18 protein-coding genes are annotated in these 12,077 nt (G+C 62.9%); 1 reads left to right on the forward strand and 17 read right to left on the reverse strand.

Annotated features, from left to right (window positions below; translation table 11 throughout):
• Window positions 1–847: phage tail tape measure protein (locus AB0300_RS18285; RefSeq protein WP_366216621.1), on the reverse strand; the 847-nt coding region annotated here is incomplete at its 3' end.
• A 41-nt stretch (window positions 848–888) separates the two neighbouring features.
• Between AB0300_RS18285 and AB0300_RS18290 the strand changes: the two genes are divergently transcribed.
• Entirely contained in the window at window positions 889–1,293 is a 405-nt protein-coding gene (locus AB0300_RS18290; protein WP_366216622.1) for a hypothetical protein, read from the forward strand.
• Here the strand turns inward: AB0300_RS18290 and AB0300_RS18295 are convergent.
• The 16 genes from AB0300_RS18295 to AB0300_RS18370 form a co-directional block, all read right to left on the reverse strand.
• The gene (locus AB0300_RS18295) at window positions 1,290–1,553 is read right to left on the reverse strand and encodes a hypothetical protein (protein WP_366216623.1); all 264 of its coding nucleotides are present in this window, start codon (window positions 1,551–1,553) and stop codon (window positions 1,290–1,292) included. The genes AB0300_RS18290 and AB0300_RS18295 overlap by 4 nt on opposite strands.
• 86 nt (window positions 1,554–1,639) lie before the next feature.
• Window positions 1,640–2,098, reverse strand: a complete 459-nt coding sequence (locus AB0300_RS18300; RefSeq protein WP_366216624.1) for a hypothetical protein — start codon at window positions 2,096–2,098, stop codon at window positions 1,640–1,642.
• Between the two features lie 77 nt (window positions 2,099–2,175).
• Window positions 2,176–2,679 carry a hypothetical protein gene (locus AB0300_RS18305; RefSeq protein WP_366216625.1) on the reverse strand — a complete coding sequence of 168 codons (504 nt, stop codon included), beginning with the start codon at window positions 2,677–2,679 and terminating at the stop codon, window positions 2,176–2,178.
• Window positions 2,680–2,794: 115 nt separating this feature from the next.
• The gene (locus AB0300_RS18310) at window positions 2,795–2,941 is read right to left on the reverse strand and encodes a hypothetical protein (RefSeq protein ID WP_366216626.1); all 147 of its coding nucleotides are present in this window, start codon (window positions 2,939–2,941) and stop codon (window positions 2,795–2,797) included.
• Window positions 2,941–3,363: a hypothetical protein gene (locus tag AB0300_RS18315; protein WP_366216627.1), complete on the reverse strand. Its 423-nt coding sequence runs from the start codon at window positions 3,361–3,363 to the stop codon at window positions 2,941–2,943. Before AB0300_RS18315 ends, AB0300_RS18310 begins: the two co-directional genes overlap by 1 nt.
• A complete protein-coding gene (locus AB0300_RS18320) occupies window positions 3,360–3,755 on the reverse strand; it encodes a hypothetical protein (RefSeq protein WP_366216628.1) in 396 nt (131 codons plus the stop codon). Before AB0300_RS18320 ends, AB0300_RS18315 begins: the two co-directional genes overlap by 4 nt.
• Complete coding sequence (locus AB0300_RS18325; protein WP_366216629.1) at window positions 3,752–4,135, reverse strand: DUF6093 family protein; 384 nt, start codon at window positions 4,133–4,135, stop codon at window positions 3,752–3,754. The genes AB0300_RS18320 and AB0300_RS18325 overlap by 4 nt, the downstream gene beginning before the upstream one ends.
• Window positions 4,132–4,554: a Gp19/Gp15/Gp42 family protein gene (locus tag AB0300_RS18330; protein ID WP_366216630.1), complete on the reverse strand. Its 423-nt coding sequence runs from the start codon at window positions 4,552–4,554 to the stop codon at window positions 4,132–4,134. The genes AB0300_RS18325 and AB0300_RS18330 overlap by 4 nt, the downstream gene beginning before the upstream one ends.
• Before the next feature lie 17 nt (window positions 4,555–4,571).
• Complete coding sequence (locus AB0300_RS18335) at window positions 4,572–4,700, reverse strand: hypothetical protein (protein ID WP_366216631.1); 129 nt, start codon at window positions 4,698–4,700, stop codon at window positions 4,572–4,574.
• On the reverse strand, window positions 4,697–5,596 hold the full coding sequence (locus AB0300_RS18340) for a phage major capsid protein (RefSeq protein WP_366216632.1): 900 nt from the start codon (window positions 5,594–5,596) through the stop codon (window positions 4,697–4,699). The genes AB0300_RS18335 and AB0300_RS18340 overlap by 4 nt, the downstream gene beginning before the upstream one ends.
• A gap of 18 nt (window positions 5,597–5,614) precedes the next feature.
• Window positions 5,615–6,091, reverse strand: a complete 477-nt coding sequence (locus tag AB0300_RS18345) for a hypothetical protein (RefSeq protein WP_366216633.1) — start codon at window positions 6,089–6,091, stop codon at window positions 5,615–5,617.
• Window positions 6,092–6,168: 77 nt separating this feature from the next.
• Window positions 6,169–7,290 carry a hypothetical protein gene (locus AB0300_RS18350; RefSeq protein WP_366216634.1) on the reverse strand — a complete coding sequence of 374 codons (1,122 nt, stop codon included), beginning with the start codon at window positions 7,288–7,290 and terminating at the stop codon, window positions 6,169–6,171.
• Window positions 7,291–7,320: 30 nt separating this feature from the next.
• Window positions 7,321–8,676: a phage portal protein gene (locus tag AB0300_RS18355; protein ID WP_366216635.1), complete on the reverse strand. Its 1,356-nt coding sequence runs from the start codon at window positions 8,674–8,676 to the stop codon at window positions 7,321–7,323.
• A 13-nt stretch (window positions 8,677–8,689) separates the two neighbouring features.
• Complete coding sequence (locus tag AB0300_RS18360; RefSeq protein WP_366216636.1) at window positions 8,690–10,291, reverse strand: hypothetical protein; 1,602 nt, start codon at window positions 10,289–10,291, stop codon at window positions 8,690–8,692.
• Entirely contained in the window at window positions 10,278–10,514 is a 237-nt protein-coding gene (locus AB0300_RS18365) for a hypothetical protein (protein WP_366216637.1), read from the reverse strand. The genes AB0300_RS18360 and AB0300_RS18365 overlap by 14 nt, the downstream gene beginning before the upstream one ends.
• Window positions 10,515–11,189: 675 nt before the next feature.
• Complete coding sequence (locus tag AB0300_RS18370) at window positions 11,190–11,924, reverse strand: HNH endonuclease signature motif containing protein (protein WP_366216638.1); 735 nt, start codon at window positions 11,922–11,924, stop codon at window positions 11,190–11,192.
• Between the last annotated feature and the right edge of the window lie 153 nt (window positions 11,925–12,077).

Genomic DNA, 12,077 nt, shown 5'->3' on the forward strand with positions numbered 1-12,077 from the left:
CTTGGTCGTTCTCACTGACCATCGCACGATGGCTCACCCCGTCGCGGTCACGACGCCGCGGGCCCGAAAGACCACCACCCCGCGGGACTCCAGGCTCGTCCAGCTTCTCCCCACCGTTCGAAACCGACATGGCGATGTCGGTCATGATCCGCGAGATCGCCGAACCACCGGCCTCAGCCTCGATACCCACCGAAGCGAGAGCGTTCGCGAACCCGAGAACCTGAGCCTCGGTCAGCCCAACAACCCTTCCTGCCCCAGCAATGCGCTGCGCCATCTGGATGATGTCGCGCTCCGTCGAAGCGCCGTCGTTACCGAGGGCGACGAGTGCGGCGCCGAGGTTGTCGACATCTTCAGGCGTGGTCTGCATCACGTTCATGAGCTGCGCGATCGACGTGGCAGCCTCATCGGCCGTCAGGTTCGTCGTCTCCGACAGGTCGATCATCGTCTTCGTGAAGTCGACAACATCCTCACGCGCCACACCGAGCTGACCGGCCGCCTCAGCGACCGCCGCGATCTCCTGGTGCGTCGCCGGAAGCGTCTGCGCCAGAGAGCGAAGCCCGTCCTCCAGCTCCGCCATCTGCTGCTCGTTGCCATCGACCGTCTTAGTGACACCAGCCCAGGCCGTCTCCCAGTCGATAGCAGCCTTCACAGAGAGCGCGGCGATTGCAGTCAGCGCCGTACCGGTGAGAACGAGGCCCTGACCGACGCGCTCAAACGCCTCCTTCTTCTGCGCCAGCTTCTCCGCCTCAGTGCCGACAGTGCGGGTAGCGCGTGCAGCTTCCAGCATTCCCTTCTCGTAGTCAGACACCTGCGCGGCCAGGCGCACCTTCACAACGCGTTCGGACACGAAGCACCTCCAAAGCCGCGGGGCGCCGGTATGATCCGGGCATGCGGAAGAAACTGATTGCGATAGTGGGCGTCGGCGTGCTGCTGCTCACCGGATGCAGCGGGGCTACCCCAGAAGCGGAGAGCAGCCCAGCGGTTTCAGAGACAAACGCCTCCCCCTCGACGACCTCGAAGTGGGACGACATGACGTTCTGTGAGTCGTTCGAAGACCAGCGCTCGGCGTATCAGGAAGCTCTTGACAGCCCGGATGGCGTACGCGTCTCTGAGCTCGCCGGCGAGTTCAACGAATGGTCGGACAAGTTGAAGACTTCCGCTCCCGTCGACATGGCAGAAGACGTGGCAACATTCACCGCACCGATCTACATGACCGAATCGGCGACCGTTTCGTTGATCGACGTCTTCGCCGCCGGCAACACCATCGGCGGATACTGCATCATGGGGAACTAGTCCCGCATCTGCACGCGCCACAACGTGTCGTGCATCGCTTCCTTGCCCCACCGCTTCTCGTAGGCATCCTGCTCACGCCGCAGCTTCCTCGCCGCGAAGTCGGTGATCGGTAGGGGAACCGTGAACGCATCCGCGTTGGCTGGGTCTGTCGCCTCCGTGAGCTTAATCCCGGTCGAACTGCGCGGCGCGTTCTCTTCACGACGGGACGCGAGCAGAAGCGCCACCTCGCGCGGCGTGAAGCGCGATTCAGTGACCGACACGGACAGCACTTCCCCGTCAGGGCCGAGCGTGACCGTCTTCGGTTTCCACCCGTGAAGCTCACGGACAGTGACGTGGAGCTCTCGGGCTAGCTGCGCTTCTTCTTCCGCGAGCCCGGTGAGACTTTTCCCGCGTCGGCGACCAGCCGTTCCGGCGTCCGCTCATGAGCCGCCCACATCGATGCGGTGACATCATCCAGGCCGGTTTTAGTCAACCGGGCGTAGACCTTCGGCCACACCGAGTATTCGTTACCCTCAGCGTCCGTGCGGGTCAGGCTGACGACGTTCTCGCCGTCAATCAACACCACATCCGTGTAGGCAGCGGCGACCGCATCCACGTTGTAACCAAGGTTCAGATCCTGGCGAACATCTGGACGGGGCGGATGCTTCAAAGTCAGCGCCCGCCACTCGGTACCAGACATGGGCATGTAGCGGACCCCTATGACGCGACCGCCGAGCGTGACGTCCACGAGTTCTGGTTCACGATTCTCGACCAGCTCGTCCGCCTTCGCGAGCAGCGCATCAAGGTCGAAGTCTTCGTCTTTCATTCTCACCTCTCACCGGCTTCTCACCACAGGGAGGAGCCGGGGCGGGATGGGTGAGAGCATCCCGCCCCGGGGCTTGGTCAAGCGACGATCGCCACTTCCGTCAGCACCTCGCCAGTGATCTCCGGGATCATCTGCTTGGCGAGTTCCGTGTTTGCAGTCGGGGGTACGTCGGTCGACGTCCCAATCCGCACGGGGATAATCGCGTTGATGATGTCGCCGGCCGCGAACACATGGTCGTTCGGGTAGCCAAGCACCTGCGCGAATGCGCCCTTGGTGCCCTTCGCCCCCAGCACGAGCTCGGCATCAGTCGGCTCCTCGCGGTTGTAGACGTAACGCGTGGTGAGCGTGTAGTCCTTCGTGCCCTCAAGCTTGAGAGCCTGTGCGAGGGTGTACCGCGTCGATGTGATCGAGTTGATCGTCACCGCGAGGTCGAAACCGTCGCCAGTGAGTCCGTACGTCACGCGCTTGTTGGCCACGTTGTTCATGTCTGCGACCGTTGGGGCGCCGCCTTCATAGCCGGGAAGCCAGACCACAATGCCGTGGCCGTCGCTTGCTGTGCCCTTCTGTACCGGTTCGTTCATTTCTTCTCCTTGAGGGGATGCCCCTCGGAGGGGCTACGTACCCGGAACCAGGGCGGTGTCCGGGCGTGCAAAAGGCCCGCACCATCAGGTACGGGCCTTCGCAGGATTATGGGGACTACTCGGCGGGCTTCACCGAGGCCTTCGCCGGCTTCGCCGTCTCCACCACTTCGTAGTCGTCGGGGTATCGCTCAGCCAGACGCTTATCCACCAGGAACTGCTTCCGCTTGCCCTTCGAAGCACGCACATTCACAAGCTCAGCCATCAGGCCCTCCTTGATTCGAACTCGAAACTCAGATCGAGGTAATGCAGGTCGGTCACGCTGTCGTAGCGGCCCCTGCCCTCTTCAACACCCCGCACCAGTGACACCGGCTCGCACCGACGACCAGGCACCGCGGGCATCTTGCCAATCAGCGACATCACGGAATCCGCGAGCAGTAGGAGGCCTTCAGCATCGACAGCCACGACGCGCACGTCATACCTGTACGTCGCGGTCGAATCGACCGCCTGCCGTGCAAGGAAACGGCGATCATCGAGCTCGGTCGGCGCATCAGGAAACAGCACCACATAGTTCGCGCGCACCGGCTGACCATTGGTCACCCGCACGTTTGCGAACACCTTGTTCGACAGCATCGACACCGCGAGCAGAAGTGCCTTGAACGCGAGGAAATGAGCGAGCATCGTCACCCCTTCTCAATCGCATCCGCCGTGGCATCGAACACGGCGATCTCGAGGCCGCGGTAGAAGTCTTCTTCGTTGGCTTCTAGAGCATCCCGGCCCGCGTGCTGGGGCGCCGACCGGACGCCACCGTTGGCGTCCTCCACGAAACCGAAACTGCCCTGATTGCGCGAAAGGTTCGGGCCGATCTCTGAGGTGATCTCGTTCTCCGCATACCTCACGTCGAAGTCGATCGACGCCGCATACCCAGACAGCCCTGTGCGCTCCGCGCCCTGCTGCCAGTCGCGCTTGATCTCCACCGACGTGTACCGCACAGCCTTGTCGATGAATCGGTTGGCGGATGACGGGGCGCCCGTCATATCCGCGGCCAGTTCCAGAAGTTCCGAGAAGTCGTCGCTCATGACAACTCCTTGAGCGGATACCGGTGCGAAGTCGTCTGCCCCGACTGAGGCGCGCCTTCCACGGTGTACCGGCGCCCGATAAGTAGATGGTCCGCCCTCGAAGCCGTCACCACCACCTCGTCACCCTCGTTGATCAGCGGTGAGCCGGTCGGAATGCTAAGCATGGGCGTCTGAGAACCCACCGTTTGAGACGACGTATCGGAGTCCGAAACCGTCAACGTCTCATACTTGATCCGCCCCAAACCGGCATAACGCTCGGTTACCAGGGTGCGGATCGCGTCAAGAGTGTCCGGGTCCGTCCCCGAGACGAAAATGCCGATCTGCACGGTCTCCGTCATGCGAGCTTCGGCGCGGGCTCGCCCAGCCTCGAGCACGCTCATAGCGGCACCCACGTGTCTGTCGTGGCCCAGTAGCCGGGGCCGCGGCCGATCGGGCGGGTGTTGATCGTCCACGCCCCCTCAGCCGCACCCGGGGCGTTGCCGAGCAAGGCGAGCTCAGCATCGGAGACGTACAGGGCGCCAGCGGACACCGCCGCGTCCCGTCGATACTGATAGTCGTCGATCTGCTCGGACAGGTACCCATCCGGGTTTTTCACGACTCGCAGAACCATCGCGCACTGAACCTGAACCACGAGGGCCCGGAATGCAGGCTCGGTGATGCGGTCCGCGACGTGCGGGCGGTGCGTGAGAATAAGGTTCCAGGCGTCCTCAAGGAGAACACTGCCCACCTGTTTCTCGGCTTCGGTGAGGGGACGGAATGACCGTTCCGTCAGATCGGTGATCGTTGCTGGGCTGGCCATCCCGTCCCCTTCCGTTGCTACTTCTTCGCCGAGGTCTTCGGCTTCGGCTTCTCGGCCTGCGTCCAACCTGCCTTCTCATACCGCTCGACGAGTTCCTCAGGAACGTCGACCGTCGCGGTGGAGTTGGGCAGGTTCAGGGCGGTCACGCCTGAGCCGCGTTCGACAGGCGCACGAAGTGTGCGATGTCGCGGACGCGGAAGCCGACCTCGAACTCAGCGCGCACCGCGAACATGTTCCGCTGCCAGAGGTTGATCTGAGTGCCGCCATCGTTGATGGTGGCCTGGTCGCTGATCGACAGCTGGATGTCCTCGACGATGCCGACGTGAGCGGAAGTCCAGTCACCGGCGAAGCCGAGCTGTGCATCCGTGCCCGAACCGGCGCCGTCGTAGTCCGCCAGGTAGACGCCCTTGGTGGTGTACACCGGGGCGCCGAGCAGCGCGGGAACTGCACCATCCGTCTGGATGTTGTTGATGAACAGCGGGCGACCGTTGCCGTCCTCCGCGCCGAGCAGCAGGCCACGAGCCTGCGGCGAGAGCGCCCAGCCGTTGAGCTGCCCGCCGCCGGTCGCGATCGACTGGTCAGCGGCGACGAGACCCTTGTAGGTCTTCCCGCCGATGGCAACCGTAGGTGCGCCTGCGAGGGTGTCGAAGTTCGATCCGGGAGCCGCGCCACCACCGAACACCGTCTGGTCCAGCTTCTTGCCGAGCGCCTGAGGGAGCTTGCGCACAACCTCTGCGTACAGGCGCGCCTTGTCGCGACGGAACTGGTTCGAGAACGGGACAATGACCGCCGCGGTGTACGGGGTCATCAGCTTGCTGCCGAACGTGGGGCGATCCACCGGCTTCTCGTTGGTCTCACCAACCCACTCAGCCTCAGGCTCACCCGTGATGATGTCGACCGAAACGCCCGAACCGGGCAGGTCGACTCGCTGAGCGAGCTGAAGGACAGCCGAAGCGTACTCAGCGCCCGACCAAATCTCTGCGGACTGCTCGGGCGTCAGAGTGATGCCCGCGGTAGTCCGGTTGACGTCAATACCAGCCATGTCCCCTCCTTGGGGTTGTTAGAGGCCGGCCTGTTCGAGCTGCTGCGCGAAAAGGTCGGCGTTGCTTGTTTTGCCCGCGCCCTTCGGCCCCTGCGATGGGTCCGCCTTCGGGAACGGGCTGGGAGTGTTGTCGGGCACGAGTTCACGCAGCGACACGGCATCCGCCTTGATGGACTCCTCGTCATCGCCCTGCAACCGGGCGATGAGGTTCTTCGGAAGCCCCTCATCAATGCCCGTGTTCAGGCGAAGAATGGTCCTGTCGCGGTCGCTGACATCGTTCGCCAGGTTCGCGTTTGCGGCCTCAAGCTCACTGATACGCTGCTGCGCCTTCTCGAGTTCGGTCTTGTCCGCATCCTCAATCTGCTGCAACTTTGCGTTCGCGGCTTTCAACGCCTTCTCGGCGTCATCCGCACGCTTCCGCTCGGCCACAAGAGCCTGCTTACCCGCATCGCCCAGCGCCTCAGGGTCGCCCTGAGGCTTGTTCTCGTCCGACATGTGTTTCTCCTTGAATCGCTCAAGACCCAGCACGCATCGCACGTACCAGGCAGGTTCCCGATGGTCGGGAAGATCAGTCAGCCGACGAACACACCGACAGAGCGGTAGAACGCATCGGCTTTAGCGCGGTCGCGCGCCGCAAGAGAGGCGCGCTCCGCAATCCAGTCGTTGTTGCTCAGGTTTCGGATGGGCGGCTCGAGGTAGCCAGCATCCCGGAGTAGAACGCGGCGCATATCCACGTCGTCGGTGAGGTCGATGATCGACTCGGGCATGAGCCGTGGACGAACGGCGGACCGGTACCGGTCGCGGCCATTGCGGACCATCTGCACGCCCAGGTCCTCCTGCTTGCGACCGTAGGTACCGCGTCGGCTCTTACCCTCAACGGTTACGTACCCGTATATCGGCGTGCCGTCCGGCTTGCGTCCGATCAGAGAACGTTGGATGCGCGACGGGCCGTACGTAACGGCCCCGTCCATCCGTTTGCGGTTCGCCCCGCGACGCGCGTTCACAACCTTGATCGGGTCAGCCCCAGTCCTGATCGCCTCAGCGCCAGCCTTCGTGAACACTCGCTCCTGCTCAGAGGGCGACAGGGACTCGAAGTAGTCCGTTGGTGTGTCGAACAGCCCATCCGGGATGCCACCTGAAACCGGGACCGTCGAACACCGGCACGCTGGATGGCGTTGAAAGTTTGACCTGAAACGGTCCGACCCGGCCAGGATCGCACACCGAGAGCAAGCCCCCGCATTCACCAGGCGCACATAACGCGTGTACTGCTTCCCGGACGCCGCCGCCATCGACGCCGACCGTTCAACGTCCGCGACCGCCGTTTTCAGCATCAAAGTCAGGTACGTTCCGCCGGTCAGCAGAGCCTCAGTTATTGACATGCCGGCCGCGATAGCCTGTTTCGTCGTCGTCACAGAACCGCGGAGCAGACCTCCCAGGGAGCGCCCTGAGCCGTCGACCCCCACGAACGCGTCAGGAACCAGCACGTCACCCGAAAGGCCGTCAGAAGCCGCCAGAGCGTTTGTGAAGCGCCCTGTAGCCGCCGCGTTCGCCCGCACCGCCGAACCCGTCGCGGAAAGCACCAAGGGCTCGATGCGATCCCAGGACCCGTCAAGATCATCAGCGTCAACCTGACGCCATGCGCGCTCCGCAATGTTCGCCGCACGATCAGACCTGCGGATAGCGGCATCCTGCACCGCTTGCGCCTCAGCCGCTATCCGCATACGTCACACCTCTTCGACGAACCTCTGCACCCCGGCAGTGAACGACGCCTCAAAATCCGACTGCCGGCGAGTACGCATCTGCTCGATAGCTGCCGGCGTCTCACCGATCCGCTCCTGCGCGGTCTCCCAGTCGACCAAGCCGACCTGATACCGCTTCACGATCGCGTCGGTAACCTGCGCCGTCGTCGGCGTACCGGCATCCCGCCAGATCGTCTCAAGACGCGTATTCGCGAGATCCCACGACCCCGTACGGAACCGCTGCACGAACCGATTCACGGTCTCCCACGAGTGCCCGAACGATGTCTGCTTCCGCTCCGCATTCTTGATCAGACGCGTCTCGCCAGCACGCTGCCCATCAGCAGACGGAGGGTTCTCCGTGTTCAGCCCGAAATACTCCACCGGCAGCGAGGCGACACCAGACGCGAGCCGTGCGTACACGTTCACGATCGTCTCGATGTTCTTCATGTCCGCGGCGTCGAACTGGAACGTCTTCGCGTCCTTATTCGTCAGCGCCCAAACCGCACCGAAGTACGTCTGCCACGCCGACAGCTGCTGCCCATTCTGGTCAACGAAGTCACCCTTAGTGGCGCCCAGAACACCGCGAGCCGGCGCGATCATCGTCTCCTGCAGCAACTGCGCGCCCGTCAGCGCACGAGAAGCCGAATCGGCGATCGGGATAATGTCCTTCATCTCCGAAACGCCCTCGAGGATCGACCCACTCAGACGACGCGTCGCACGGTTACGGTTCACAAGCGGCACAACCGGGACCGAACCCAAGTTGTGCTCGTCAGGAGTGAACTCATCCACCCAACGCGACCCGTCACGGATCAGCCACCGCGTGTAGTTCGGCATGTACAGCGTGATTCGCTTGTCCTGCCCGCTACCATCCTCCGGGTCGTACGACCGCAGAGCAGCCGTCACCCGGTGAGTGCGGGGATCACGCAGAGCGATCATCTCGTACGGCGACTCCACCGTGATCAGCGGATAGTCACGGTCACGGTCATTCGTCCCAATGCACACGTACGACCGAGCCAACGCCAATGCATCAGTGTGCGCGAACGACGCACGCTCATCCATGTTGTTGTACTGCCACACATCCCACAGGCCCGTATCCGGCTTGCCATCGCCCGCCCGAAAACCCTGAACATCCAGACGACGCTCAATCGCATCAACCGTCGTACGCGGCCAGTTCAGCACCACCGAAAACGCCTCAAGCTCCGGCGGGATCTGCAAACCCAACTGCTCAAGCTTGTGCGCACCCTCGTAGTACTCATCCAACGACTGAGTAGCCACCCGAGACCGCACCAACGTGTTCCTCAGGCCAGAGATGAACGATTCTTCCGTCACGGAAAGCGCCACGCGCCCACCCCCTCTACCTGAAAACAACAACCTTGGAATCAACCTGCGTGTAACCAGAAGCGCGTGCATCTGCGGCGGCTTCGTGTGCGAGAACCGAGCTCATCGCGAGGTCGATCTTCTGTTGCTCCGACGCCTTGAAAATCAAGTACGCCGGGTACGGGTTTCGGGCGACCTCGATGGCGTTCCGAACGTGCGATGCGACCGTGGGGTTACCGTCATGGGAGAACCCACCGTCTGGGGAGCTCACGTCAGTCTTGAACCGCTCGAGCGCCGCGTGCATCTGCTTAGGTCGGTACGTCTCCCACCGAAAGACGCGTCCCTGGTATCGCCCCTCGAGCTCGGATATCTCCGACTGCCAATACGGTGGGTCGAAATACGCGCGGGCAACATCGAACGTGTCGAACAGTTCCTCGAAAGCCGCCATGACCTCCGAGCGAGGAACGCGCCCGCCATGCTGACCCGGATCCCAAATCGTGAGCCGGCCGCCGTGATAGCTAGGCGTGAACTGGAACCCGTCAAGCGTTTCAGCACGAATGCCCGTCCAGTCGTTGACATCAGAACCGTCGAAACCAAGCACGATCGCAGTGCCAGGAGCAACGATCCGCTCCTCACGCTTCAACTCCCACTTCGTCGCGTCGATCCATGAACCCGAACCGGCAACGATGCGGTTCCCGAAGAACCGTTCCGCGTCAGCCGGGTCCTTCTCAAGCAGCTCGGCAGCCTCCGCCTCGATCGCGTCCACGGAAACCCACGGCGCAGCCCGGTAGTTGAAAGCGAAGATCTTCCGACGTTCGGCCTTGTTGCGAAACGAGAGGTTCGCCGGCGGCTGCTGAAAATCCTTGTTGATGTCCGCGGCCTGCGACTCGTACGTTCGCTGAGCTACGGAATCCTGAGCAGGATCCCAAGAGTTCGTCGTCTCGATCGAACGACCGCCCATGCCCGCGAGGCCTCGACGCTGTGTCTTCGCGAGCTTATGACCTCCGTTGGACTCAACCCACAGCCCCGTCTCGTCCTGGGCGGCGAACGTGATGCGCTGCCCAAGACGAGAGTTCGCCTTCGAGGTGACAACGTCGATACGCCCGCCGCCGGGAAGACGAATGAACTCTTCGCCCGTCTTGGGGATCAGGTCCGTCAACGGCCCCTTATCGATCATCGGACGAAGAGCATCGTACGTGTTGTCCGTCTGATCTTCCGACGTCGCCGTGATCTGAATGAGAGGAGTCGACCACGGGCGGCCCATCGGCTCCCGCTGGTCGTACTCGTACTCCCACCCGCAGCCGCAACCAAAGTCGCGGCAGTCATACACCTCGCCACCATGAGCCCGGCCAGCGAACACCGCAGGACCGACACCTTCAACGCACACAAATGCGGCAATCAGCGGCGATTTGCCCCACTTCTGCGCGCGAACCAGCTGGCTACGGCGATACACGAACGCGTCGACCGGCTTAACGATCCGTATCCGGTCAGCGTCCGACCGCACACGGTAGTGGTTCACGACGAAAGCGAACTGCTCAGCGCCAAGCTCAAACGCCCGCCCCACGTCATCACCGTCAGGGATGACACAGTGAGCCTCAATCCAAGCCGCAACCACACCAAGGGTGTCAGCCGCTTCCATCGACCACCTTCAAACGGTCCTTCATCGTCGGACCCTTCTTCGCCGGCGCGGAACGCTTTTCGCCCAGCTCGTCAGCCGAGAACTTCCACCGCAGGGCGTTCATGCCCACGGTGGACAACCCCAACTCCGCTTCCATGCGGAGAACTGGGGCAATCAGGCCGACCGGGGCGTCCTCCGTAGCGATCGATCGGAGATACGCGCGCACGTATGCCGCGACCTGCATCTCAAGTCCAAGGTGCGCCCAGATGTGCGCCTGGGGCTTACGCCACAGCCGAGCCCACAACTCAGACTCCGCCTCCGACCGCGAGGGCAACGGGCACTCAGGAACCTCACCCGAATAACCCGACGCGGGAAGCGTCAACCAATCCTTATCCCCAGACCGATCACGCCGAAGAGCATTCGGATCCGGAGAAGGCCCCGAACGGGGGCGCGCGCCACCAGAAACCATCGAACACACCTCCGAACAGGAAACTTTTGAACCCGGCAAACCAAAAGTTGCCCTCCCCGGCGGTCCGACAGGGTTGGGCGTGAGGCTCCACCCCCACCGGTCATCGGTTCGGTTGTGGAAGGATGTTCGATCGGGTCATCGACCGCGTGTTGCTCGGTTGCATGGTGGGTGCTCGGGTCCGCGGTAGATGCTGCGGTCCTGATCGTCGTGACCGAGATCCCATGCACTGTGCGCAGGGATGAGGTTGCCGCAGCGCCAGCATGTGACCGTGCCCGCGTCTACTAGTGGTTTCCATTGCGCTCTCACTCGGTCGTGCGTGGCGTCGTATCCACGCTGCCGCCTGTTACCGCGCCGTTGCTCGTATTGCTGTTGATGCAGGGAGCACTTGGCTACGATTGTGGGGTTTGGGCATCCCGGGACGTTGCAGACTCGCATCCCTCACCTCTTCGGTTAGGCGGCTAGCGATAGACCAGAGAGGACGAGGTGCCGGTACCGGCGATCGTCTTCGCGCCATGTTGTCTTTACGGGCGGCAGCCCGCGTCGTTTGCGGTCGGCGCTCCACTGGTTGAGTAGCAGGTCACGCTTGTCGGAGTTGCACCGGCCGCAGGACGGGAGGAGGTTGCCGATGTGGTTCTCGCCGCCTCGTGAGAGTGGCGTGACGTGCTCCGCCTGGATGTCCGCGAGCGGGGTGCGCTCGGAACAGTAAGCGCATGCCTTGTCGAATGAGATCCAGAGTTTCACGATCTGCGCGTAGCTGTAGCTCCCGAGGGCTCCGTGTTCGCGTCCGCGACGATCAGCTCGGTGCTGGGCTTTCTTGCACCTCTCGGAGCAGAACCGTGCTGACAAGTGGCGGCCGTTGCTCTCGCCGCACCACCCACACATTCCGGTGTTGCGGATGACGGGCGCGGACCATGCACTCGACCGTCCGTAGTGCCGCGCCCAATGGTCGAGTGGGATGGTGCAGGATGTTGGGCCGTAGGCGCCGTAGTCTCGGCAGAGTGTGGAGCAGTAGGTTCCGGCGTAGCGCTGTTTGCCTGCGTACTTCTCACAGCTTTCCCCACATGCGTCGCAGGTCTTAGCGACCTTGCGATGGTTGGGCTTGCGGCAGGCCTTGGAGCAGCAGCGTTGCCGTCCGTGTGTTGGCGTGAAGTTGATTCCACAGCCGGTGCAGTTTCTATCGTTCATCGATGCCTCCCCATGTCGGTGGGTATAAAGAAATGCCCACCGCGACGGGAGCTAACCGTCCGTGGGCACTCGTCCCCGACAGGACGAGCAGTTCGACTAGTGTTCTAGGTCGTCTGCGTCGTTGAGGGGCGAGCAACAGAGCATCACGCCGAG

Source organism: Microbacterium sp. NPDC078814 (assembly GCF_040702645.1).
Classification (GTDB): domain Bacteria; phylum Actinomycetota; class Actinomycetes; order Actinomycetales; family Microbacteriaceae; genus Microbacterium.